The sequence below is a fragment of the Kocuria sp. MNB10 genome, from assembly GCF_054073685.1.
In genome coordinates, this window is record NZ_CM133411.1 from 898991 (window position 1) to 922794 (window position 23804).

22 protein-coding genes and 1 pseudogene are annotated in these 23804 nt (G+C 70.3%); 13 read left to right on the plus strand and 10 right to left on the minus strand.

The features are described 5' to 3' along the window. Window positions 1-13: 13 nt before the first annotated feature. The 7 genes from ACW9PK_RS03950 to ACW9PK_RS03980 all read left to right on the plus strand — a co-directional run bounded on the left by ACW9PK_RS03950 (window position 14) and on the right by ACW9PK_RS03980 (window position 6238). Window positions 14-337, plus strand: coding sequence for an urease subunit beta (locus tag ACW9PK_RS03950; protein ID WP_085106537.1), 324 nt, complete (start codon window positions 14-16; stop codon window positions 335-337). Further along, window positions 334-2061, plus strand: a complete 1728-nt coding sequence (ureC, locus tag ACW9PK_RS03955) for an urease subunit alpha (RefSeq protein ID WP_144931617.1) — start codon at window positions 334-336, stop codon at window positions 2059-2061. Before ACW9PK_RS03950 ends, ureC begins: the two co-directional genes overlap by 4 nt. A 146-nt stretch (window positions 2062-2207) precedes the next feature. Beyond that, window positions 2208-2693: an urease accessory protein UreE gene (gene ureE, locus ACW9PK_RS03960; protein ID WP_368844643.1), complete on the plus strand. Its 486-nt coding sequence runs from the start codon at window positions 2208-2210 to the stop codon at window positions 2691-2693. Next, the gene (locus ACW9PK_RS03965; protein WP_368844644.1) at window positions 2693-3514 is read left to right on the plus strand and encodes an urease accessory protein UreF; all 822 of its coding nucleotides are present in this window, start codon (window positions 2693-2695) and stop codon (window positions 3512-3514) included. Before ureE ends, ACW9PK_RS03965 begins: the two co-directional genes overlap by 1 nt. Window positions 3515-3548: 34 nt before the next feature. Next, window positions 3549-4160, plus strand: a complete 612-nt coding sequence (gene ureG, locus ACW9PK_RS03970) for an urease accessory protein UreG (protein WP_085106540.1) — start codon at window positions 3549-3551, stop codon at window positions 4158-4160. Window positions 4161-4273: 113 nt separating this feature from the next. Then, complete coding sequence (locus ACW9PK_RS03975) at window positions 4274-5158, plus strand: urease accessory protein UreD (protein WP_457016632.1); 885 nt, start codon at window positions 4274-4276, stop codon at window positions 5156-5158. 18 nt (window positions 5159-5176) lie between these two features. Beyond that, window positions 5177-6238, plus strand: coding sequence for a HoxN/HupN/NixA family nickel/cobalt transporter (locus ACW9PK_RS03980; protein WP_457016634.1), 1062 nt, complete (start codon window positions 5177-5179; stop codon window positions 6236-6238). Here the strand turns inward: ACW9PK_RS03980 and ACW9PK_RS03985 are convergent. Then, a pseudogene (locus tag ACW9PK_RS03985) lies at window positions 6199-7214 on the minus strand (urea transporter). The gene ACW9PK_RS03980 and the pseudogene ACW9PK_RS03985 overlap by 40 nt on opposite strands. Before the next feature lie 149 nt (window positions 7215-7363). Between ACW9PK_RS03985 and ACW9PK_RS03990 the strand changes: the two are divergent. Continuing rightward, window positions 7364-8113 carry a TSUP family transporter gene (locus ACW9PK_RS03990; protein ID WP_457016636.1) on the plus strand — a complete coding sequence of 250 codons (750 nt, stop codon included), beginning with the start codon at window positions 7364-7366 and terminating at the stop codon, window positions 8111-8113. A gap of 79 nt (window positions 8114-8192) precedes the next feature. Here ACW9PK_RS03990 and ACW9PK_RS03995 read toward each other — a convergent pair whose 3' ends face one another. From ACW9PK_RS03995 to ACW9PK_RS04005, 3 genes are all read right to left on the minus strand, one after another. Beyond that, window positions 8193-9416 carry an MFS transporter gene (locus ACW9PK_RS03995; RefSeq protein WP_368844650.1) on the minus strand — a complete coding sequence of 408 codons (1224 nt, stop codon included), beginning with the start codon at window positions 9414-9416 and terminating at the stop codon, window positions 8193-8195. After that, window positions 9413-10024: a GntR family transcriptional regulator gene (locus ACW9PK_RS04000; RefSeq protein ID WP_064845601.1), complete on the minus strand. Its 612-nt coding sequence runs from the start codon at window positions 10022-10024 to the stop codon at window positions 9413-9415. Before ACW9PK_RS04000 ends, ACW9PK_RS03995 begins: the two co-directional genes overlap by 4 nt. A gap of 261 nt (window positions 10025-10285) precedes the next feature. Further along, a complete protein-coding gene (locus ACW9PK_RS04005; protein ID WP_368844651.1) occupies window positions 10286-10813 on the minus strand; it encodes a rhomboid-like protein in 528 nt (175 codons plus the stop codon). Between ACW9PK_RS04005 and ACW9PK_RS04010 the strand changes: the two genes are divergently transcribed. Genes ACW9PK_RS04010 through ACW9PK_RS04020 form a run of 3 tightly spaced genes read left to right on the plus strand, consistent with a single transcriptional unit; the run spans window position 10790 to window position 13001 of the window. Beyond that, window positions 10790-11191, plus strand: a complete 402-nt coding sequence (locus ACW9PK_RS04010; protein WP_368844652.1) for a hypothetical protein — start codon at window positions 10790-10792, stop codon at window positions 11189-11191. The genes ACW9PK_RS04005 and ACW9PK_RS04010 overlap by 24 nt on opposite strands. Window positions 11192-11235: 44 nt before the next feature. Continuing rightward, window positions 11236-12465 (plus strand): D-mannonate dehydratase ManD, encoded by a 1230-nt coding sequence (gene manD / locus ACW9PK_RS04015; protein ID WP_457016640.1) that lies wholly within the window; start codon window positions 11236-11238, stop codon window positions 12463-12465. Between the two features lie 5 nt (window positions 12466-12470). Further along, window positions 12471-13001, plus strand: a complete 531-nt coding sequence (locus ACW9PK_RS04020; protein ID WP_239321268.1) for a gluconokinase — start codon at window positions 12471-12473, stop codon at window positions 12999-13001. Window positions 13002-13168: 167 nt separating this feature from the next. Here the strand turns inward: ACW9PK_RS04020 and rlmC are convergent, their stop codons facing one another. Beyond that, the gene (gene rlmC / locus ACW9PK_RS04025; protein WP_457016642.1) at window positions 13169-14308 is read right to left on the minus strand and encodes a 23S rRNA (uracil(747)-C(5))-methyltransferase RlmC; all 1140 of its coding nucleotides are present in this window, start codon (window positions 14306-14308) and stop codon (window positions 13169-13171) included. Between the two features lie 124 nt (window positions 14309-14432). Between rlmC and ACW9PK_RS04030 the strand changes: the two genes are divergently transcribed. Continuing rightward, the gene (locus ACW9PK_RS04030; protein ID WP_240505614.1) at window positions 14433-15386 is read left to right on the plus strand and encodes a serine/threonine-protein kinase; all 954 of its coding nucleotides are present in this window, start codon (window positions 14433-14435) and stop codon (window positions 15384-15386) included. Between the two features lie 215 nt (window positions 15387-15601). After that, entirely contained in the window at window positions 15602-17353 is a 1752-nt protein-coding gene (locus ACW9PK_RS04035; RefSeq protein ID WP_085106549.1) for an alpha/beta hydrolase, read from the plus strand. 162 nt (window positions 17354-17515) lie between these two features. Here ACW9PK_RS04035 and ACW9PK_RS04040 read toward each other — a convergent pair whose 3' ends face one another. From ACW9PK_RS04040 to ACW9PK_RS04060, 5 genes are read right to left on the minus strand one after another with little or no spacing between them, the layout of a single operon-like run. Continuing rightward, window positions 17516-20284, minus strand: a complete 2769-nt coding sequence (locus tag ACW9PK_RS04040; RefSeq protein WP_457016645.1) for a hypothetical protein — start codon at window positions 20282-20284, stop codon at window positions 17516-17518. A 5-nt stretch (window positions 20285-20289) separates the two neighbouring features. Further along, a complete protein-coding gene (locus ACW9PK_RS04045) occupies window positions 20290-21396 on the minus strand; it encodes a DUF1839 family protein (RefSeq protein WP_368844658.1) in 1107 nt (368 codons plus the stop codon). Next, window positions 21393-22334 carry a class-II aminoacyl-tRNA synthetase family protein gene (locus ACW9PK_RS04050; protein WP_085106552.1) on the minus strand — a complete coding sequence of 314 codons (942 nt, stop codon included), beginning with the start codon at window positions 22332-22334 and terminating at the stop codon, window positions 21393-21395. Before ACW9PK_RS04050 ends, ACW9PK_RS04045 begins: the two co-directional genes overlap by 4 nt. Continuing rightward, entirely contained in the window at window positions 22331-23536 is a 1206-nt protein-coding gene (locus ACW9PK_RS04055; RefSeq protein WP_368844659.1) for an acyl-CoA dehydrogenase family protein, read from the minus strand. Before ACW9PK_RS04055 ends, ACW9PK_RS04050 begins: the two co-directional genes overlap by 4 nt. After that, the gene (locus ACW9PK_RS04060) at window positions 23529-23783 is read right to left on the minus strand and encodes an acyl carrier protein (protein WP_064845610.1); all 255 of its coding nucleotides are present in this window, start codon (window positions 23781-23783) and stop codon (window positions 23529-23531) included. Before ACW9PK_RS04060 ends, ACW9PK_RS04055 begins: the two co-directional genes overlap by 8 nt. Window positions 23784-23804 lie beyond the last annotated feature (21 nt).

The following is a 23804-nucleotide window of genomic DNA, read 5'->3' on the forward strand; positions in this document are numbered from 1 at the left end:
GCAGGAGACTCCCATGATCCCTGGCGAATACGTCCTGGCGGACACCCCCGTGGTGTGCAACGAGGGCCGCGACACCGTGGAGCTGGACGTCACCAACACCGGCGACCGCCCGGTGCAGGTGGGCTCCCACTTCCATTTCGCGGAGGCCAACCCGGCGCTGCGCTTCGATCGGGACGCCGCCCGCGGCTTCCACCTCGACATCCCCGCCGGCACGGCCGTGCGCTTCGAACCGGGGGACAAGAAGACCGTCCGCCTGGTGGCGATGGCCGGTGACCGTGCCGTGTTCGGATTCCGCAACGCCGTCAACGGCCCCCTGGACAGTGAGGAACGCTCATGAGCTTCGAGATGTCCCGTCAGCAGTACGCCGGTCTGTACGGCCCCACCACGGGGGACGCCGTCCGGCTCGCGGACACGGACCTGTTCCTGGAGGTGGAGAAGGACCTCACGAGCCACGGTGACGAGACCGTGTTCGGCGGCGGCAAGGTCATCCGCGACGGGATGGGTCAGGACGGCAACACCGTCCGCGACGGCGCCCCGGGTGACCTGGCCGTGGCGGACACCGTGATCACCAACGTGATCGTCCTGGACCACACGGGCATCTACAAGGCGGACGTGGGGCTGCGGGACGGACGGATCCTGGCCATCGGCAAGGCCGGCAACCCCAACATCATGGACGGCGTGGACGTGGTGATCGGTCCCGCGACCGAGGCCGTGGCCGGTGAAGGCCGCATCCTCACCGCCGGGGGCCTGGACACCCACATCCACTTCATCAGCCCCGACCAGTTCGCCACCGCCCTGAACTCGGGGATCACCACCATGATCGGTGGCGGTACCGGACCCGCGGAGGGCACGAAGGCCACGACCATCACGCCCGGGTCCTGGAACCTCGCGAACATGCTGCGCGCCGTCGAGAACTTCCCCATGAACGTGGGCCTGCTGGGCAAGGGGCACGCGAGTGCGGTGGAACCGCTGGCCGAGCAGATCAAAGCCGGGGCCATTGGGCTCAAGGTGCACGAGGACTGGGGCGCCACGCCCGCGGCGATCGACAACTCCTTGAAGGTGGCCGACCATTACGACGTGCAGGTGGCCATCCACACGGACACCCTCAACGAGGCCGGGTTCGTGGAGGACACGATCAAGGCCATCGACGGGCGGGTCATCCACACGTACCACACCGAGGGTGCCGGCGGCGGCCACGCCCCGGACATCATCAAGATCGCCGCGTTCCCCAACGTGCTGCCCGCCTCCACGAACCCCACGTTGCCGTTCACACGCAACACGGAGGAGGAGCACCTGGACATGCTCATGGTGTGCCATCACCTCAACCCGGACATCCCCGAGGACGTGGCGTTCGCGGATTCCCGCATCCGCCCGGAGACGATCGCTGCGGAGGACGTGCTGCAGGACATGGGCATCTTTTCCATCACGAGCTCTGACTCCCAGGCCATGGGCCGCGTGGGGGAAGTGATCCTGCGGACGTGGCAGGTCGCGGACAAGATGAAGAAGCAGCGCGGCAAGCTGGACGGGGACACCGAGCGCGGCGACAACTTCCGGCTCAAGCGCTACATCTCCAAGTACACGATCAACCCCGCGCTCGCCCACGGTGTGGGTGACTACGTGGGCAGTGTGGAGGCCGGGAAGTTCGCGGACCTGGTGCTGTGGGAACCTGCGTTCTTCGGCGTCAAGCCGTTCATGGTGTTCAAGGGCGGGCAGGTGGTCTCCTCCCTCATGGGTGATTCCAACGGGTCCATCCCCACGCCCCAGCCCATGACCATGCGCGGTTCGTTCGGCGGGTTGGGTTCCGCGGTGCACTCCTCCTCCATCACGTTCATGTCCCAGGCGGCCGTGGACGCGGGCGTCCCGGAGCAGCTAGGTCTGCGGAAGACCGTCAAGGCGGTCCACGGCATCCGGTCCCTGCGCAAGTCCGACCTCGCGTTCAACGGCGAGACCCCCGAGCTGGACGTGGACCCCGAAACCTACGAGGTGCGCGTGGACGGCGAGAAGGTCACGTGCGAGCCCGTGGACGTGCTCCCCATGGCCCAGCGGTACTTCCTGTTCTGAGCCCACGCGGCCGCCGGCAATCCGCGGACGACGGCGCTCGGCGGGCACCCGGCGCCGCCAACCAGTCGTTGCGGGCCCGTCGTTGCCGCCCCGGCACCGGCACCCCGAACAACCATTCCTGACACGTTCCCGACAAGGAGGATCTCGTGATCGTCGACCGCGTCCTGGGCAACCTGGCCGATTTGTCCCCCTCCGAACGGCAGGGGCTGCACGTGGAGAAGGTGGTGCTGCCCAGTTCCGAACTCGTGAAGCGGATCCAGCGCGTGACCACGGATCACGGCCGCACCCTGGGGTTGCGCCTGGACAGTCCGCGCGGCGCGGCCGGCGACCTCCAGGACGGGGACATCCTGCTCCGGGACGAGCGCGGCGTCGTCGTCGTGTCCGTCGAGGCCACGGACGTGCTCGTGATCGCCCCGCGCACCATCACCGAGATGGGCATGACGGCGCACGGGCTGGGCAACCGGCACCTGCAGGCCCAGTTCTTCGACGCGTCCTCCGAATACGGCGCAGAGGTCATGGTGGTGCAGCTCGACCACACGGTGACCCAGTACCTGGACGAGCACGGCGTGCCCTACGAGCGGCAGGAGCGCGTGATGCCGGTCCCGTTCCGCCACGCGGAGCATACGCACTAATGACCGGGGACGCACAGGACTGGGCGGGATCTCTCCTGCCGCTGCTGCAGATCTGCGATTCCGCGCTGCCCACGGGGGCATTCGCGCACACGTTCGGCATGGAGACCTACCTGGAACGCGGCACCGTGTCGGACCAAGCGAGCTTCCAGGACTGGCTCGAACGTTTCCTCGACCACCAGCTCGTCTACGCGGACGGTCTGGCCGTGCGGCTCACCGCGGAGTTGTTCGCGGGGACGACGGCGAACGGAGCCTCGGCGGGCACGGCACCTTCCGCGCTGGCGGCCGCCGATGGCGCGGCGTCGCCCGCGGATCCCCCCGCAGCCCCGGCGGACGCGACACCCGACTCCGACATCGACGCCGGCCTCGTCCGACTCGACGCCCTCATGTTCGCCCAGGCCCTACCGGCCCAGGTGCGACAAGCCGGGCTGACCATGGGACGCCGGCTGCTCGAGATCGGCACGCTGTCCCTACCCGGCCCGGGACTGGAACGCTACGCCCGCCTCGTGGCGGAGGGGACGTGCCACGGCCACCAGGCGATCGTGTTCGCGCTGATCGGGGTGGACCACGGTGTGCCCCCGGCAGCGATCACGCAGGCCTTCCTGTTCTCCACCCTCACCTCGCTGACCCAGAACGCGGTGCGCGGGATCCCCATCGGGCAGAACGCGGGCCAGCGCACCCTGGGAGCACTGCGCCCCCGGGTCGCGGCCGCATGGGAGCGCATCTCCACGCTGGACATGTCCGATCTGGGCGTGGTCTCCCCGGGGTTGGAGATCGCCCAGATGCATCACGAAACCCAACGTGCGCGCATGTTCATGAGCTGAACCGCGCCACCGAACGTACGGAGGAATAAACCACATGACGGCAGTGAAGATCGGGATCGGCGGACCGGTGGGCGCGGGCAAGACCCAGTTGATCGAACGCCTCACCCGGGCGCTGAGCCAGGACATCTCCATGGCGGCGATCACCAACGACATCTACACGATCGAGGACGCCAAGATCCTCTCCCGCAACAGCGTGCTGCCCCTGGACAGGATCGTGGGACTCGAGACCGGCGGGTGCCCCCACACCGCGATCCGCGAGGACACCTCCATGAACCAGGCGGCGATCGACCGGTTGGAGCAGGAGCACCCGGACCTCGAGGTCGTGTTCGTGGAATCCGGCGGGGACAACCTCTCCGCCACGTTCAGCCCCGAGCTCGTGGACTTCTCGATCTATATTATCGACGTGGCCCAGGGCGAGAAGATCCCCCGCAAGGCCGGCCAGGGCATGATCAAGTCCGATCTGTTCATCATCAACAAGACGGACCTGGCGCCGCACGTGGGGGCGGACCTCACGGTCATGGAGACCGATTCCCGCCAGTTCCGCGGGGACAAGGCGTTCTGCTTCACCAATCTGAAGACGGACGAGGGCCTCGAGCACGTGATCGAGTGGTTGCGCCACGATGTCCTCATGCAGGACCTCGCGTGAGCCCAGCCGCACCGGTGACCGACACGCACGCCTCCGCCGCGCCGACGGCCACGCGGGACGACGCGTCCGAGTCAGCGTCGCCGACCGCGGGGACAGCTGCGACCACACTGACTGTGGCGGCATCGGCGAACACGGTGGCCGCGGCGTCGTCGTCCCCCGGAACTGCGCGAGAGACGTGGCGCGGTGAACTGGAACTGGGAATCACGGCGCGCCCGGGGCGTTCCGTGGCAACCCACCAGTTCCACCGCGGGGCGCTGCGCGTGCTGCGCCCGCACTACCTGGACGCGAGTGGGCAGGTGACCTACACGGTGGTCAATCCCGGCGGCGCGTACCTGGACGGTGACCGTTACCGCGTGGCCGTCACGGTCGGGGACGGCGCGGACCTGCTGCTGACCACCCAGTCCGCGACCAAGGTCTACCGCACCCCCGTGGGTCTTTCGACCCAGGAGATGACGGTGCGCCTGGGGTCGGGCGCGCGGCTCGAGTACCTGCCGGACCAATTGATCGCCTACCGGGACTCGCGCTACCGGCAGCACACGCTCGTGGACATGGACCCGTCCGCGACCCTGGTGCTCGCGGAGGTCGTCACGCCCGGCTGGTCCCCCACGGGCGAGCCGTTCCGCTACGACAGTGTCCGGTTGCGCGCCGAGGTGCGGATATCCGGGCGCCCCGTGGCGCTCGACAACATCCGTCTGGAACCCTCCGGGGATGAGTCGGGGTTTGGCGGTGTGGGCTCGTTCGAGGGGTTCAGCCACGTGGGTTCGCTGCTGGTCCTGGATCCCCGCGTGAACGACGCCGCTCTGGCAGCCGTCCGCGCGCTGCTCACCGAGCGCGCGGGGCACCTCCGTGGCGGCGCCTCCGCCCTGGCCGTGCCCGGGTTCGCGTTGCGTGTGCTGGGCAACTCGACGCAGGAGATCGACGAGCTGATCCTGGCCGCGGTGGCCGTGGTTCGTGAACGGTACTTCGGCCAGGGGCCCGTGAACCTGAGGAAGTACTGACGTCCGTTGGAGGTAGAGATGACGCGCACCGGTGGAAGTACGGCGGTGACCCGCACGGCAGTGAGTGAGTGGAGTCTGCGCTCCCGGGTGCTCGCGACCCTGGGCGCGGTGGTGCTGCTGCATGTCCTCGCGCTGGGCATGTTGGGTGCCGGGGCCCTGGAGAGTTCCGTTCCCTTGTCCATCGGACTCGTGGTCACGTGCTACCTCACGGGGGTGAAGCACAGTTACGACTGGGACCACATCGCCGCGATCGACAACTCGACCCGCCGGTTCATCTCCCAGGGCAAGCGACCGGCGAGCGTGGGTCTCGCATTCAGCCTGGGGCACAGCTCGGTCGTGATCCTTGCGGGAGTCCTGGTGGTGCTCGGGGCCACGTTCGTGTCCTCGTTCATCGAGGAGGGCACCACCGCGAACACCGCGCTGGGGATCATCGGTGGCACGGTGTCCGGGGTCTTCCTGCTGGTGCTAGGAACGTACAACGCCACCGCGAGCGTGCGGTCGTGGCGGCTGCGGCGCGCGGTGGCGGACGGGCAGCAGATCACGGAAAAGGACATGCGGTCCCAGGGGTTGATCGCCCGCGTCCTGGACCGGCCGCTGCAGCGGGTCAAGAGCCCGCGCAACATCTACGTGCTCGGTTTCCTCTTCGGTCTGGGTTTCGACACCGCGAGCACCGTGTCCCTGTTGATCATCACGGCGTCCGCGTCCGTGGCAGGGGTGTCCACGTGGACCCTGATCTCCCTGCCGTTCTTCTTCGCCGCGGGCATGTGCCTGTGCGATTCCCTCAACGGACTGGCCGTGCTGCGCATGTACGGCTCCACGTGGCGCAATCCCATGCGCAAACTCGGGTTCAACGCGGTGATCACGGGCATCTCCGCGGTCTCCGCCCTGTTCATCGCCTTCATCACGGTGGGCGCGGTGCTCAACACCGCGTTCGACCTCAACGATCCGCTCACCACTTTCCTGGCCTCCGTGGACCTGGGCCACGCGGGACTGTTGTTGATCGCGGGGCTGCTCGCGGTGTGGGGCATCTTCGCCCTGGTTCACCGCTCGTCGTGGCGGGCCTCCCCCGCCCTCCACTGACGGGAGCGCAGCGCCAGAACGGTCCACGTGACGAGCACGAAGGGCCACGTGTACGGCGCGACCCCCACGGCCGTGATGACCCACCACAGCGGCACGGTGAGCGCGGCGGCCAGGACGGGCACCCCGATCCGCAGGATGCGGGACCCCCGCGCGGGGAACGCGACACCGAGCGCCACGGTCACGAGCAACGCGCCGTAGCCCAGCAACCCGGATGCGGCGGGGCCCCGCCCGATCCCCACGAACCCGGCGAGCGTGCCCACCAGGGTCCCGGCCGCCGCCCACACACCGGCCCGCCTCCCGGCGGCGAACATCCCGCGAGCACCAACAGCCCGCCCAGCACGGAACCGCCCAGGATCACCTGGTGCGCTCCCCACACGGCCCCGGCGAGTACGTCGTGCACGGGGGAGCCCAGGGGCACCACGGCTCCCTGGGCCCGTTCGAACGGGACCGCTACGGCCACCGCGATGCTGTTGACCAGGCAGAACGGCCCCGTGAGCAGCGGAAGGGATTCGGGCCACGAGAGCTTGGGGGCGCCCCACACGATCAGCGCGCAGACCGCCGAACCCGCGAGGGTCCACAACGCCGCGGGGATCCCGGGCCCGCACGAGAGCACCGCGGCACACCCCGTCAGGGCACCGTTGAACCCGTGCAATCCCTGGTCTACCTCTGCGGGGATCACCCCGGCTCGGCTCCGGGCCAGGGCCTTTGCACCGACCCGTGAGCTCTCGGGATCGTGTCCCGGGATGCCACTCCGGGCCCGGGTCCCGCCCTCCCGGAGACGGTGCAGGCCCCGCGCGTCGTCCCACCTGGCGAGCGCCAGCGCACACCCTGCCTGGACCGCCGCCCCCGCGAGCGCGGCGAGCGCGAACCACGCGGACGCCACCGTCATGGCGGCGAGCGCGAACACCGCGGGGCCCCATCCGGCCTGCAGGAAGATCTGGCCTTGGGCCCGGACGATGCCGCGGAGGAATTTCATACCCCTACCCTCCTACCGTCATCCCCAGGTCGCGACCCATGTCCCGGGTGCAGCACCCATGACATGCGCCACGGATCCCACGTGGTGCCACCCGCCGGCGCACACACGGATACCCTCGAACCACCGACCCCGCTCACCGGAAGCCGCCCATGTTGATCCTCATCGCCGCCCTGCTCGCCGTGCTCATGGGTACCGTCCTGCAACGGGTGTCCGGCACCGGGGTGGGCCTCGTGGTGGCACCGGTGCTGTCCCTGATCATGGGTCCCGGCCCGGGAGTCCTCGCGACGAACGCGGCCACCACGTGCTCCGGTTTCCTGATCACCCTGTCCGTGCGCCGATTCGTGGAATGGCGGCACGCGGCGGTGCTGGTCGCGTCCGCCGTGCCCGGGATCGTGGCCGGAGCGCTCGTGGTGCGCTGGGTGCCGAGCGCGTGGTTGCAGGTGGCCGTGGGTGCGGTGGTGCTCGCGGGCCTCGCCGTCACGCGCTTCTCCCCCGCGACCCCCGAGCTCTCCCGCCGCAAGGCCATGGTCCCGGCCGGGGTGATCGGGGGATTCTTCAACTCCACCGCGGGTGTGGCGGCCCCCGCCATGGTGATCTACTCGCGCGTGACCCGCTGGGACCAACACCGGTTCGCGGCCACGATGCAGCCCGTGTTCATGTCCATGGGGGCCTTGTCGGTGGTCTCCAAACTCGCGGCCGGGGTGCACTTTGCCCTGCCCGTCCCCGCGCTCGCGGCCGTGGGCGCGCTCGTGCTCACGGTCCTGGCCGGGATCGCGGTGGGGACCTGGCTGTCCCGCCACCTCACCAAGGCGACCGCGCAGAAACTGGCCATGGCGCTCGCGGCCGCGGGCGGCGTCGTCGTCCTGTTGCGCGGCGCGGCGACCCTGGTCCTCGGCTGAGCACGGCCGCCCCGCGACGACCCGGCATCACCCGCCGTACGGGCGCATTCGTTACGGGACGACGACGCCGCTGCCCCTGCTACCGCGCGGCCGCCGCCTCGAGCGCGTCCAGGTCGCGCACCTCGTGCCGCCGCCCGTAGGCCATGATGCCCAGGCACAGGGCCGCGATCACGGCACCGGAGGCGAACAGCCACGGGTAGGACGTGAACCGGGCGATCAGCGCGAGGACCATGGGCACGAAGAAGCCCACGTAGGTGAGGGAGTAGAAGACCGCGGTGAGTCCCGCGAGGTCGTCCGGGCGGGCGATGCGCTGGACCTCCTGCAACCCGGAGACCAGCACGAGACCGTAGCCGCAACCCAGGACCGCGGAAGCCGCGAGGACCACAAGGATGTTCAGGGTCGCGGCGGAGGCCACCGCGGTGAGCATGCCCAGGATCACCGCGACCATGCCCACGGCGAGCGAACGGATGGAACCGTCGCGGTCCAGGTGCCGGCCCAGGGGCTGGATGAAGAACCCGCAGCCCAGGCCCACCAGGCACATGAGCCCCGAGAACGCGATGCCGTAGTCCGGGCCCACGACGTCCGCCATGAGCGCCGGGAGGATCGCGTACGAGGACGCCGCGCATCCGAACACCCAGGGCGCGGACGGCGCCACCACGAACCAGAACCTGTGCTGACGCGTGGCCGGGATCTTCAGATCGGACAGGAGGGAGCCGTGCGGTGCGCTTGCGTGGCGGGTCTCGGGTGCTCCCGCGACCAGCAGGACCGCGGGCAGACAGATCAAGAGGTTGATCACGTACGGCAATACGGTTTGCAGCGGGGCGAACTGGGCGAGCATCGCTGCGATCACGGCACCCAGGGCGAATCCGGCCGTGAGCGACAGGGACGCCCTGCGAGCGCCCGAGACCCGCTCCGGGTGCTCCTCGTACGGCCGGTCGGAGAGCTCCTTGATCCACGAGGTCCCCACGGCCATGCCCAGTCCCAGGGCCAGCCCGGAGAAGACCCGGCCCACGAAAAGCAGCACCAGACTCCCTGCCCCCATGGCCAACAGGATGCTGCCCACCATCGCGAGGATGGGCGCGGGGATCATCAGTGCCCGCCGCCCGTGCCGATCGGACAACGGCCCGCCGATCAACAGGGCCGGCACGATCCCCAGGACGTACGCGGCCAGGAGCATGTCCACGGCCACCTGTTCGTACCCCTCCACCGTGCGGTACATGACGAGCAACGGGGTGAACTCGTTACCACCCCACGCCACCGCCAACAGCGCCGAACTGACCCTCATCCAGGGTTTCACACTCATGACACGATCCCTTCGTACACGCGCTGCAAATGCTCCGCCAACAGGGCTTCCACCCGTTCCGTATCTTTTTCCCGAACGCCCGCCACGATCTCCGCGTGCTGCGCCAGGATCTCGTCAGACCGCTCCTGGGCCGTGCGCACCGCGGTGGCGATCAACCGGATCTGCCGGTCCCGCAGCCCCTGGTAGAAACCGCTCAACAGACTGTTGCCCGCGGCCTCCACGAGAGCGGTGTGGAACGCGGCATCCAGCTCACCGAATCGCGGCGTGCCCGCAGCCTTTCGCTGCTGTTCCAGGAGGTCGGCGAGGGTGTCGGGCAGATCGGGATCCCCGATCGCCTCCTTCACGCTCGCGCATTCCACGACCCGCCGCGCAGCGAGCACCTCGCGGGACTCGTGCGGGCCCACCGGCACCACGAGCGCACCACGCTTGGGGTAGAGCCGCATGAGCCCCTCCACCTGGAGCCGCAGGAACGCCTCACGGACCGGAGTCCGGGAGACCCCCAGCTCCGTGGCGAAGACGCCCTCGGACAACATGTGCCCGTCCAGCTCACCCGTGAGGATCCTGGCCTTGACGTGCTCGTACGCGCGCTCGGCCGCGTTGTACGCCATGGTGCTCCCTGTTCGACGTCGCTCCGGCCGGTTCCGTACCCGCTGGCACGGCCGCGTGCCCCGGGGTGTGGGGCGAGCGGCAACCCGCGGCGATCAGTCCGCGGGTTGCATAGATACAAGCTGCATACTAAGTGTCACACGTCACGCGGGCAACCGAGACGAGTGGCTCCGCAGCGTCGTCGAACTCTGCTACGCCGTCGCAATCCGTAGCGCGGTGGAACTCAGCCGATCCGAACCCACGGGACCGAGGCCCGTGCCGGATCAGTGCTCCATCTCGTACAACCGCCGGGCCCGGACGCGCGCCTCGTGGTGCACCGCGGCGTCGGGATTCACGAGTCGGTAGCACGCGAGCCCCAGCAGCACCGCGATCGCGTGCCCGATGGCCGTCCATCCGAAATCCAGGACCACTCCCCCGGCCGCCGCGGCCACGAGCCCGGCGGCCCACAGGAGCCTGCGGCGCGCGGAACCGTGATAGGTGGCCAGCGCGGCGAACGCGAAGAACCCGTAGCTCGCGACCACGTCGATCCGTTCCGGGATCAAGTCGGGGTTCGGGAAGGCCTGGGCCTCCCACATCTGCAGTGCCGCGGTGGACACGGTGGCACCCACGTGCCCGATCACGAAGCCGGCGAACACGCGCCGCCACCCGAAGCGATGTTCCCTGGGCGCCACGACCAGGGAGAACGCGATCCACCACACCGCGAGCTCGATGGGTGAGACGCACATGGCGCTGCGCAGCAGAACGGTCACCGGATTGATGCCCAGCTCATGCAGACTCGTGGACTGCTCCACGAGGAACGCTCCCTCGCCGAGCGCGCCCTGCCGCTCGTGGTCGTGGCGTTCGACCAGCACGCCCCGCAGCAGAGCCCGGACACCGTGAACGGCATGGCGGTCGCGGGCGGGTTGATCCCCGCGGTGATCTTCCTGATCGTCATGCTCATCATGGCCGGCTACCCGCTCACGGAAGCAAAGTTCAAGGACATCATGAAGTCCATCGAGGCCAACCGTTCGCTGCGCCACGAGCAGCTGCACCCCGGTGAGGTCCCGGCTCCCGCGGGGACCCGCACCGACCGCCCCGGCCCCACGGCCCGGGATTCCCACCCCATGACCACCCAGGGCCCGTCCGTGCCGTCCGAGCGCGGCGACGGGTCCGGCCCGTCCACACGCTGATCCGCCATAATCGAGCGGGCCCACCGTTCCAGAGAGGAAACACCATGAAGATCACCGAAGCCAAGGTCATCGTCACCAGTCCCTCACGCAACTTCGTGACGCTCAAGCTCACGACCGACGAGGGTGTCACCGGGATCGGTGACGCGACCCTCAACGGCCGCGAACTGGCGGTGGCCACGTACCTGTCCGACCACGTGGCACCCCTGCTGATCGACCGCGACCCGGCAAACATCGAGGACACGTGGCAGTTCCTGTACCGCTCCGGCTACTGGCGCCGCGGCCCCGTGACCATGGCCGCGATCGCCGCGGTGGACATGGCCCTGTGGGACATCAAGGGCAAGGTGGCCGGCATGCCGGTGTACCAGCTGCTCGGTGGCGCCTCCCGCCGCGGGCTGTCCACGTACGGCCACGCCTCCGGGCGGGACACCGAGGAGATCTTCGACTCGATCCGCTCCGAGCAGGAGCACGGCTACACCGCGATCCGCGTGCAGTCCTCGGTCCCGGGGATCACCGCGCTGTACGGCGTGGCCGCCCAGCCGCAGGCCCCCGGCGAGCGCTCCGACTACCAGCCGGCACAGCGTGCCGCGCTGCCCGCGGAGGAGGACTGGGACACCCGCGCGTACCTGCGCCATATTCCGTGCGTCTTCGAGGCCGTGCGCAACGAGTTCGGCCCGGAGCTGCCCCTGGTGCACAACGGCCACCACCGCATGACTCCTATCCAGGCCGCCAAGCTCGGCAAGTCGCTCGAGCCCTACGACCTGTTCTGGCTCGAGGACTGCACCCCGGCGGAGAACCAGGAGGCCCTGCGGCTGGTGCGTCAGCACACCACGCAGCCGCTCGCCATCGGCAAGGTCTTCACCACGATCTGGGACATCAAGGACCTGATCTCCGAACAGCTGATCGACTACGTGCGCTGCGCGTCCACGCACTTCGGCGGGATCTCTCCGCTGAAGAAGGTCATGGACTACGCCGCGATGTACCAGGTCAAGTCCGGCTTCCACGGCTCCACGGACGTCTCCCCCGTGGGCTTCGCGGCGCAGCTGCACGTGGGCATGGCCATCCACAACTTCGGCCTGCAGGAGTACATGCCTCACTCGGAGAAGACCAACCAGGTCTTCCGTCAGTACATGACGTTCGAGAACGGTCTGCTGCACCCCTCCGACACCCCGGGCCTGGGCGTGGAGATCGACGAGGATGAGGCGGAGAAGTACGAGTACACCACCGCGCACCTGCCCTACAACCGCCTCACCGACGGCACGGTGCACGACCGGTGAGCGGGGTGAGCACGGACATCGCACCGCTCGTGGTGGTCATGGGCGTCTCGGGGTCGGGCAAGACCACGATCGGCACGCTCGTGGCCCACGAGCTGGGTGTGGACTTCGTCGACGGGGACAGCCTGCACCCCATCGAGAACGTCCAGAAAATGGCCTCGGGCACGCCGCTCGACGACGACGACCGCTGGCCCTGGCTCGAGATCGTGGGCCGCACACTGCACGAGCGGGGTGAACAGCACGAGGGCATGGTGATCGCGTGCTCCGCGCTCAAGCGCAAGTACCGGGAACGGATCCGCTCGCAAGCGCCGTCGGCGTTGTTCCTGCACCTGGATGGGTCCGTGGCGGTGCTGACCCGGCGGATCGAGGGCCGCAGCGGGCACTTCATGCCGGCCACGCTGCTGCAGTCCCAGCTGGACACCCTCGAGCCGCTCGCGCAGGAGGAGGGCGGCTACAAGCTCGACATCGATCAGTCCGTGCCGGACATGGTGAACGAGGCGGTGACCAAGCTGCGGGCCATGGCGGCGGCGAACTCGTAGTCCGCGCCTTCGCGGTAAGCATCCGAAGCGTCCCCGGGTGCTCGACAGGGCACCCCGGGACGCTTCTTCGATGCGCGTGCCCGTCCGCGACCCGGGACGACGGCGCCGGGCCCGGCGCCGTCGTCAGCCTCGCCGGGTCGCCGGCATCGAACCGGTAGTCCCGCCCCTCACCCCCTGCGCAGCAGGACCGCGACCTCGTAGTGTCCGGTGTGGGGGAACATGTCCAGCAGTCGTGCTTCCACGGGCCGCAAGGACGGCATCCGGCCCAGGTCCCGCGCGAGCGTCGTGGCGTTGCACGACGAGTACACGACATGATCCACCGATGAGTTCTCGAGCCACGCACACAGGGACGCTTCCAGCCCGCGGCGGGGCGGGTTGACGATCGCGAGCTCCGGGGTGCCGGGCAGATCCGCGGGGGTCGCGGCGGCGTCGTCGGCGAGGAAACGCACGGAGCCCGGACCCTCATCCGGTAGCCCCATGGCGCGGGCGGTGTCCCGGGCGGAGGCCACGGCCTCGGCGGAGATCTCGGTGCCCACGACCTCGCGCGTGGGAGCGGCGACATGCAGCGCGAAACCCCCGACCCCGCAGTACAGGTCCCACACGCTCGCCGGGTCCACCGCGTCCACCCAGTCCGCGACCTGGCGGTACAGCTGCTCCGTGACCCGTGTGTTCGTCTGGAAGAACGAGCGCGGCCGGACTCGCAGGTCGATGCCGTTGACCGGCATGATCAGCTCGCCCTGCCGCGAGAGCAGGATCTCCTCGGCGCCCTCGATCACGGCCTTGTGCTCGGGCTGGATGTTCACGGAGAGCACGTCCGCGTGCGGCAGGAGCTCGCGCAGCAGATCCGTGTTGTCCCGGATCTTGGCCAGCTGCCCGGTGCTGCGCAGCACGAACCGGATCATGAGCCGCCCGTCCGGGTTCCCCGTGACGATCAGGTGTTTGAGCTCACCGCGCCGCTTGGCCACGTCGTACGGCAACAGCCGCACCCGCGCGATGAACTCGGCGAGCGCGTGGATCGCGCGCGTCACGGGTTCGGGGTAGAGCGGGCAGTCGCGCAGGTCGACCCCGCGGCCCCCGCGGTCCAGGATGCCTAGGGTCGGTGCGCCGACCTTCCCGGCCACGACCATCTTGGCCTTGTTGCGGAACCCCGCCTCCACGGACGCGACCGGCTCGAGCCACCGCGGCTCACCGTGTGAGTCCACGAGGTCGCGCACGAGCTGTTGTTTGCGAGCGAGCTGCCGCGCGTAGGGCACCTCGATCACCGTGCAGGATCGGCACAGGTCCCGGTCGTAATATCCGCATTCCACCCGCTCGATTCTACGACGACGCCGCACGCGCCCCTTCCCCGCTCGGGCCGCCCACCCGCTGGTAATCCCGGCGGTATCGTGACAGCGTGGCACGGACACCGCCCCTTCCGCCCGAGGACCTGCCATGAGCACCCCACAACCCTCCCCCGCCGCGATGCGCGGCCGCAAGGACCCCGCACTGGGCGTCCGCCCGGTGGACTACACCTCGTGGCGCCCTTCCGAGCGGCAAGGGGACGCGGACGCCGTCGGCGATGACTCCGAACCTCGGGCCGGAGCAGCGCCGGACGGGACGCCTCGGTCAGGTCCCGGGCCCCGAACAGTTCCCGGCGCGGACGGCACCCGTGCTGTTCCTGCCGCGGGCGGGGCACCCAAACCGGGCCCCGGGCCGCGCACGGTCCCCGCCGGGGAACCCACCACGCCCATCGCGTCCGAAGCACCACGCGAGCTCACGGTGGACCCGCAGCTCGCGGAGTTCGTTCGCCTGTTGCGCGCGGGCATTACCCCCGACACCACTGCCCCCGAGCGTGCGTTCTACACCGTGGACTCCGATCTGTCGGGGGCCCCGGCGCTCGAGGTGCCCGCGGACGGCGTCGTCGTACAGGGCGTGTGGGACGTGAGCGAGAGCGCGCTGCAAGCCGTCGTGGCGGACCCCGAGGACACCTGGACCGCGGACCTCGGGCGCACCGACTACTACGTGCGCGGCCGGCTGTGCGTGCAGGTGACCCGGGCGGAGCACCGCGTGGTGGGGATCTACCGCAGCGGGTGGGCGATCGCCCGGCGCCCGGACGAGACCTGGGCGGACACCCCCGACTCCCTCGAGCACACCGGCGCGAAACCCGGGGGCAGCGGCACCCGCTATCCCACCAACCGCAGGGAACTGCTCGAACGGTTGCGCGGGGCGGGCTTCGAGGTCACCACGTCCGGGCCCACCCACGGGAAGATCACCCACCCGGACGTCCCCGGTAGGTTCCTGCCGTTCTCCTCGACGCCGTCCTCGCAGCGCTATGGCCGCCACGTGACCACCGCGGTGAAGCGGGTCTTCGGGATCGACCTGCGAGACCCCACGAAAACCCGGTAACTGCCCTAAGTACCCCCTAAAGGGAGGGCAGGCATTTCCCCTCGGGAACCCCGGAATCACATGCCAAAGGCGTATGCTTTTGCACAGTTCACTCCGCCCGTCCCGGGGAAAATGGTTAGTCTGGGCAAAAGTTCGTCAGGGAGCAAGCGCGCCGAGGTTCTTGGGGAAGAACCGGACGCCCGCGGCGGAGACACGTATTACTTGGGGGATCATTCATGCTCACGTACTCGCAGCTGCGCCGTTCCAGGCCCGGCCACCGCTCACGCGTTCGCGAGGAGGACTCCGTACGCCACGGGTGGGTGCCTGCCGGGAACCGGTGGATCGCTGTGGACGTGCACGAACCCACGGCCACCGAGCGCGGCGGGACCGTCATCGTCGTGGGGTCCCCGGGACGCGAGCGCGTGACCCTGACCCGCAGCATGATCCACACGGCCCGGGCGCTGGCCGCTCACGGGTGGCGTGTGGTGCGCCTCGACTGGTCCGGGACCGGTCAGAGCCCCACCGCCGAGGAAGCCGTGGACGCCGGACTGTGGGTCGACGACCTAACCACCGTCCGCGATTGGGCGAGCTCCCACGGTCCCGTCCACGGGGTGGGCTTCAGCCTGGGCGGCACCGTGCTCGCCGCCACCGAGGATCATGGCTGGGCCTCCCGGCTGGTGCTGGCCCCCGTGTCCGGTAAGCAGTGGGTGCGCCACCAGAGCGCGCTGCGCCGCATGGGCGGGCCCGACCTACCGCCCCGCGTGAGCGAGGGCACGGAACTGATGAACCTGCAGCTGTCCTCGCACGGCGCGGCCGCGCTCAAGGCGCTTCCCGAGCCCGCGGACGGTCCCGATCGTCGAATCCGCATCCTGTCCGACGAAGAAGCAGGCGCACTCCCGATCAACGTGCACCCCCGCGCGGCTGCCGTCCCCGCCCGTCTGATCGCCACCGTGCGTACCGCGCTGGACGCCGCCCCGGCCGGGACGACGCCGGATGACACCGCTCGTCCCGACGGGGACGGCCTGGTCCCCGAGCAGGAGATCACCGTGGACGTGGCCGGGACACCCGTGGTGCTGCGGCGCTCGACCAGCGGGGCCGCCCGACGCCCGGCCATCATCACCGAGCCGGTGACCCGCGACCACGATGCCCCCGGGCTGGCGTTCATCTCCCCAGGTTCGGAGGTCATGGAGGCCTCCGGCGGTCTGTGGCTGCGCACCGCGCTGCTCGCGTCCGCGCGCGGCGCCGTGTGCTTGCTCGCCGAACGCTCCGACACCGGCGAGCTCGTGCGCTCGGACATCACGCAGGACTCCAACCCGTACGCTCACCACACGCTCACCGAGTCCCGGGAACTCGTGATGCACCTGAGCGAGCTCACGGACGGTCCGCTCCTGGGGGCAGGCATCTGTCTGGGCGCGTGGGGCCTGGTGGCCTCGGCCCACGAACTGCCCGCAACGGTGAGCGAACGACTCACGCTCATGGTCATCAACAACGTCGCGTGGCAGCGGGCACCGTGGCGCTACTGGCGCCAGGGCCTGCGCGGCGGCCCCCTGGCCCCGACCCTGCCCGGGCAGGATGAGGCGGCGGCAGCGCCGTCGTCCGCTCCCGCCGCCGACGACGCACCTGCCGGCTCCCGCTGGGATGCCGTCCTGGCCGGGCTCAACGCCTACGTGGGGACGACGGCGCGCACCGTGGTACGCGGCACCCGTCACCGCGCCCGCAACGCGTCACCTCGGGTCAATGCGCTCGCGGCCGGGGTGGGGGTCATCGACGTCCCGCAGCCCACGCTGCGCCGGCTCGCCAAGATCCCCGGACTTACGGTGGACGCGGTCTTCGGACCCGCCGATGCCAAGCACTGCGGGGTCACACCCCAGCGCCTGGGCCCGCGCAGCACGCTCACCGTCCTGGACCCGTTGGACCACTCGCTGTTCGCCACGGAATCGTGCCGCCGGATGGTGGATTACGTCCTGGCGTACGTACCCGAGGTGTGAACCGCGGCGCGTACGGGACAGCGGGCCGATGACAGCCGCCGGCAAATGACTCAGGAGCCCCGCACGGGTGGCGTTGCCAGCACGTGCGGGGCTCTCTCGTCAATACGGCTCATGGGGCCGTCATGAGGTGACGCTTCACCCGGCCCGTTGAGAGATCGTCGGCTACTCGGACTCGGCGCCCACCGGTACCGATGGGACGCCCAGCGCCCGCACCCGCGCGGCCGCACGACCCTCGTCGGTGAGGGCTCCGCTGACCGGAACGTGCACCGTCTCACCCGGGAGTACATGGACGTAGCCGTCCTCGGCCACGGCCCCGCGGGGCAGGTCCAGGGCCACGAATCGCGCAAGTCCGAACGCCGTCACGGCCACCGACCACTCCCCCTGTTCCGTCCTGACCCAGTGAGCGTCGAGTCCCGGATCGGGTGCATCGTTGCGTCGCGGTCCGCCGGTCAGGTGGACGTCCCGGGCGAGCACGCGACCGGAGGGGTTCACGAGCTGGGCGGACACGGCGTCGTACTCCCGCTCGCCGAAACCGTACGCGTGGTCAAGGTCCCGGAACGTACCGTCCGCGAGGTCCGCGCGGATCACGGTCTCGCCGCGCGCGGGCACCGTGACCGGGATGTCGAGGGGTTGCTGGCAGCCGCCGTGCACCGTGGCCACGGTCAGTCGCAGTGTGGCCGTGAGCGGGGTCGGGCCGTCGTTCCAGACATGGACGGGTAGTCCGTCGCCGCCGGCGGGGAGGAAGGACACGGCCACGGGCGCGCACGCCCGGCGCATCCCGTACCACGCGGCGGTGGGCCGCCCGGAAGCATCCAGGACACCCCACCCGGGGCCCGCGGCCATGGACAGCGCCGAGAGCACGAGCGCTCCCCGGCACGGCGAATCCCTGCTGCGCCACTGGGCGAAAGTCCGCTGGAACACGTGGGCGAGCGCGGCGCGCTCGTACTCGAGGCGCTCGACGTGACCCGTCCCTGCGCCGTCGGACGCTGGCTGCCCCGGGGTCGCCAGACCGGCGTCCGGATCGCTGTCCCGGTCCAGGAACAGTCGGTGGACATAGATCGCGGTGGTGTCCTCGAAGGTCCATTCCGCCCCCGGGTCGTGGGCCACACCGGCGCGCCACGCGTCCGTGGAATCCCCATCGTCCAGCGGACCGTCCGTCCCGAATTGCTCCCGCACCGCGGCGGGTTCCGGCGGCACCGCGAAGGCCAGCGCCTCCGCAGCGAACCGCACCCCGCGGGTCACCGCGTCCTCGAGCGGTCGCCCGTAGGCCCCCACCCCGAAATAGTGGGACACGCCATCGGCCGCGTCCGTGGGAGCGACGGTCGGCACCGACGACGACGACGCCCGCTCCCCCGAGGCCTCGCCCGTCTCGTACGCGTGCTGCGCGGCGTCCAGGTCCGCGTCCGAGCACGGAGAGGACGGGACGACCACCACGTCCGCATCGGCCTCCCCGACCGCGCGGGGAACGTCCCGCAGGACCACGTCTGTGCGCCACTGCTCGGCGGGCCGGCCCGCGAGCACGGGGGCCTGGATGACCTCGGTGCCCCCGGAGATCACGACCGTGGACGGATGAGAGGCCAACCGTGAGGCGAGGTATCGGACCTCGTGGCGCAGCCCGGCGCGCCACTCGGGATCGTCCGGCGGGTCCTGAGGCCCCAGGGCCACGTCTTGCCAGACCATGAGACCCAGCTCGTCGCACGCGCGGTGGAAGTCCTCGGTCTCGTAGCACGCCGTTCCCGGGACGCGGATCATGGTGCTGCCGCCCGCGTGCAGGCGTTCCAGCACGTCGCGGGTGCGCTGCGGGTCCGCGGCCACCTCGAAGGGGTCCGCACCGGCCCACACGGCACCCCTCGCGAACACGGGGACGTCATTGATCCGCAGGGCCAAACCGCGATGGTCCCGGTCCCGCGGTTCGGCACACACCGACCGGAACCCCACGGCGTACGTGCATTCCCCCTGCCCGGTGCGCACCCGCACCCGGTACAGCGGTTGCTCGCCCATCCCGTGCGGCCACCACAGCGCGGGGTCGGGCACGGCCACGTCCACGGTGAACGTTTCGCGCGATGTGGCATCGGACGCGGTCACGACGCACTCGGCGGTCACCGGCTGCGCGTCCACCTCATAGGGAGGCTCCACGGTGATGTGTACGGTTTCACGCGCATGTTCCACCGCAGCGCCGCGGGCCACCAAAACATCCGGGTCCGCTGAGCATCCGACGCACGCCAGCTCCGCGGCCGCGCCCGCGCTCCCGGCCGTGTCCGCGTAAAGATCCGGGGTCGTACCCGTGGTCGGGCCGAGTTCCACGGTCACGACGCCGCTACCGTCCTCCCCGACCCGCGTGCGCACCGCGCGCGGTACGAGTCCGAGCGAGGGGTGGGGAGTGTCGTCGTCGGCGGAAGAAGGAAGTGGGACAGCGCGCAGGCCGCCCCACGGACCCAGGACGGGCAGCGCACCGGGCCAGTCGATCGAGCCGATCAGCGGGGTGCGGCGCCACCGCAGGGAGCGGTCGGACACGAGCGGCGACAACCAGCGGGCGCGCGGCTTGCGCGGCACGCTCACGGACGCCGTGGGCAGGACCCGCAGGGCGATCTCACACGGCCCGGACGGCAGCTCCACGATCACGTCCCACGGTGCGAAGGCACTGTGGGACTCGTGCACGACCCGGTCCGCGACCAGCAGCTGCGCCACGGTGGCCACGCCCGTGGACATGAACCGGTGCCGACCACCGGCGGTGGTGACCCGGGTGCGGTACTCCCACACGGTGTCGGGACCGTCAGTGGCCAGCACGGTGGCCACGCGGTCCTCCCCGAGGGCGTCCCGCAGGGCACCGGACACCGTCCCCGGGACCCGCGCGGGAATCCCACGAGCGAGGGCATCGCCCGGGTCCTGCGACGGGTCGAGGCGCCGGAGCGTCCACGCGGCGTCGCGCACCCCGGTCACTCCCCCAGGCCCAGGGCCTCACGCACCGCGCGCATGCCCGCGGTGTGCCCGGCCACGAACGCCTCCGCGGACGAGTCGATGCGCGGTGTCCTGCCCGAGGCCGCCCGGGCGAGCTTGAACTGCAGGGCCTTGGCGGCGCCGGCGGCGGCATCGAACTGCTCGGCGGCCTCGATCAGCTGCTCCGCGTCCACGTCGCTCGGCCACTCCTGCGCACCGCGGGACAGGTACCGGCACGCGTGGGCGGCGAGCCCGGACGTGAGACCGGCCTGGCGCGTCGTCGCGAACGAGTACTGGTGGAAGTACTCCATGCCCCGCTCGGCGAGCACCGGGACGTGCTCCCGGATCGCGGCCACGAGCCGGTCGGCCGGATCGGGGCGCGCGGAATTCCCCGCCCCGGCATCAGGAGCGCGGCGCACGTGCCCCCGCGCGATCTCGACGGCGCGCTGCCACAGCGCCTCGGGCGCCAGGGACCGGATGCCGTCCAGGCGCACGAGTTCCACGTACGGGTACGGGACCCACCCGGAACCCACACCCGTGCCCAGCGCGTTGTCGAGGTCCTCCCCGTGCAGCACGTGGACACCGTCGTTGTGCAGGTAGATGAGTTCCCCCGCGACCGGATCCAGGCGCAACGGCACGATGGACGTCTTGGTATGGGCCCGTCCGTAGGACACGCCCTCGGTGTCCGGGAGGTGGTAGGCGTCCACCTCCACGATCAGGGCGTCCCCGCGGGACATCACCAGCTGCACGTGTTCGGCCAGGGGCCGCCACGTGTCGTACTCCCCCACCGTGAGGCCGTAGAGCGTCTCGAGGTCCTCCTGCCGGGGCTTGAGGAACTCCCACTGGTCCCCCAGGAAGTCCGCGCTGAACGCGGCCCCGAGCATGGGCAGCGGGTCCAACCCGAGGGTCGCGGTGAGACCGATCCACACGTCCATGTAGCAGTTCGTGGGTGACCACGGTTCCGCCGGGTCGTGCAGGACGGAGCGCGGTGCGTTCGCCACGGTGAGCGACTCGCACCCGCGCACCGCCAGGACCTCGTGGCCGAAGGGCTCCCGCACGGACGCGGTATCCGCCGGCCCACCGTGGTTCACGGTCACGGCGGTCATGGCAACCCCAGTTCCTGACGCACGGTCACGGGCCACGCGGCGGTGTCGAAACCGTGGCGCATGGCCAGGGCCAGGGCCACCCGCTCCAGACCGAAGCCGAAGCACGCGGAGTGGGCCACGGCACCGTCGGCGGTGTGCATGCTGAAAGCCTCGCCGAAGTGGTCCTCGTGCAGGTTCGCCGAGGCGATCGCCGTGGGGTGGCCCGGGTAGACCTCCGTGAGGATCTCGAACTTCAGCTGCGCCTCACGCTGACCCGCGCTGAGCAACTTGCCCGCGCGGCCGAAGAACGGGTCGTTGGCGGTGTCCGCCTGGACCTCGAGCCCCAGGGAGCTCAGCAGGTTGGTCCCCGCCTCGAGCCACTTCTCGCGGTGCTCCCGGGCCTCCTGCGGCGTGCCCAGGCACACCGCCTCGAACATCCGGAAGGTCACGAAACGCATGGGGTCCGGGCTGGGCTCGTGGCGGTAACACTCGCCCACGAGCTCGAACACCGAGCCGTCCACCTGCGAGCCCTCGAGGTACGCGTACAAGGGGTGGCACACCGCGGGGACCAGCGCGTGGCCGGCCGGGGTGAGCTGGGCGGACCAGTCACCGTGCTCCTCGTACGTGGCGAGCAGCTCACGGTGGGCCTTGTTGTCGCCCTCGAACGCGGAGATGGTCCCGAGTAGTTGCGGGAAGGACGCGACGTAGTCGGTGCGCTCGAGCAACCGGGTCCCGTTGACCGGTGGGAAGCGCAACCGGCGCGTTCCCGCGTCCGGGGACAATCGCGCCGCGACCTTGCGGGCCGCGGCGGCGATGCCCTGCACGACGTCCTCGGCCTGCGGACCGAGCCCGGTCACGCCGTCCCCGAGGGTGGGCAGGAACCAGCCGTGGGCTTCGAGGCCCTCGCGGAAGGTGTCCTGCAGCTGGGAGAGGTCCTGTGTGGTGTCCGTGGCGCTCATCGTTGCCCCCTGGAAACGAGTTGGAGTGTGGCGGTGTGGAGCAGGATGCGGTCGTTGTTGACCATGACCGAGGGCCCGATGCTGTCCCGGTACAACCGGGCCAGGCTCACGGGCGAACGATTGGCGAAAGCGGTGATGCCCACGATCACCATGGCGTCCCCCACGATCCGGCGCACTGCTTCCGCGCCCGAGACCTTGAGGGTGTTCATGGCGATCGCGAACTGCATGGACTCGGTCACGGCCGGATCGTCCCACGCGGCCTCGTAGCGGGCCACGCTCGCACGCACCACGTCTGTCATGGACTGCAGCTGCACCTCGAGTTCCGCGAGTCGCAGCGCGGACGGCGGTGTGGTCCCCGGGGTCTTACGCGCGGCCTTTTGCACGACGGACCGGGCGGTGAGCCCGGCCTGGGTAGCCATGCCCAACCACGCGGAGGCCCACAGGCAGTGGGCCGCCGGGAGCATGGTCTGCGCGGAGATCGTCTCGAACAGCACCGTGAACATGGCGTCCGCGGGCGTGGTGGCGTCCAGCTCGAAGGACTCGGAGCACGTGCCCCGCATCCCCAGGGCGTCCCAGCCACGCTGGCGGTCCAGCTGCAGGTTCTCGGCCTCGACCACCAACAGCACCTGGTCGCTCGACGCCGCGTCCTCGCTGCGCCGCGCGGTCACCAGGATCGCGTCCGCGTACGCACCGTAGGAGATCACGGGGCAGCTCTTGTGCAGGGCCACCCGGCCGTCCTCGATCGGGCGCACGGCGCACGTGGAATTGCGGGTGTCCCCGCCGATCTGGGCCTCGGTCGTGGCGGAGGCCAACAACAGCCCCTCGGCGGCCACACGGCGGGTGTAGTCCCGTAGGAAGTCGGTGTCCGCGTGGCGGGTGAGGCACAGCACCTGGGAGTGGTGCATGGCCAGGATCATGGCCGTGGAGGTGCACTCCCGACCCACGCGCTCGAGCATCCGGCACAGCTCGGTGATGCTGTAGCCCAGCCCACCGTCCGCTTCCGGGATCGGCGCGGCCAACAGGCCCTGGGCGCGGGCCTCCTCGATGGCCTCCCGCGGGAACCGGGACTCCGAGTCCACCGCGTCCGCGAACTCGCGCGCCACGGCGGCCACGGCCTCCGCGCGCGCGGCGACCCGCTCGGCCCGGTCGGTGTCCTCGGCACCTCGCTGCGAGGTGTCGGTCAATACTGCATGATCAGTCATTGTTGATCGCCTCCACGGCCTCGGTGATGGAGTTGATGGACGTGAACGTGGCCTTGGTCAGGCGCTCCTCGGGAAACTCGATGTCGAACTCGTCCTCCAGGCCCAGCATCACGTTCACGGACGCGTGGGAGGTCATGCCTGCGCGGTACAGGTCCGCATCCGCGGCGATCGTCCCGGCGTCCTCGGACAGCTTCCCGTGCTGGCCCAGCACGGAGCGGACGGTGGTCTCGATGGCGGTGGAATCCATGGGGTGAACCTCTTTCGGTTG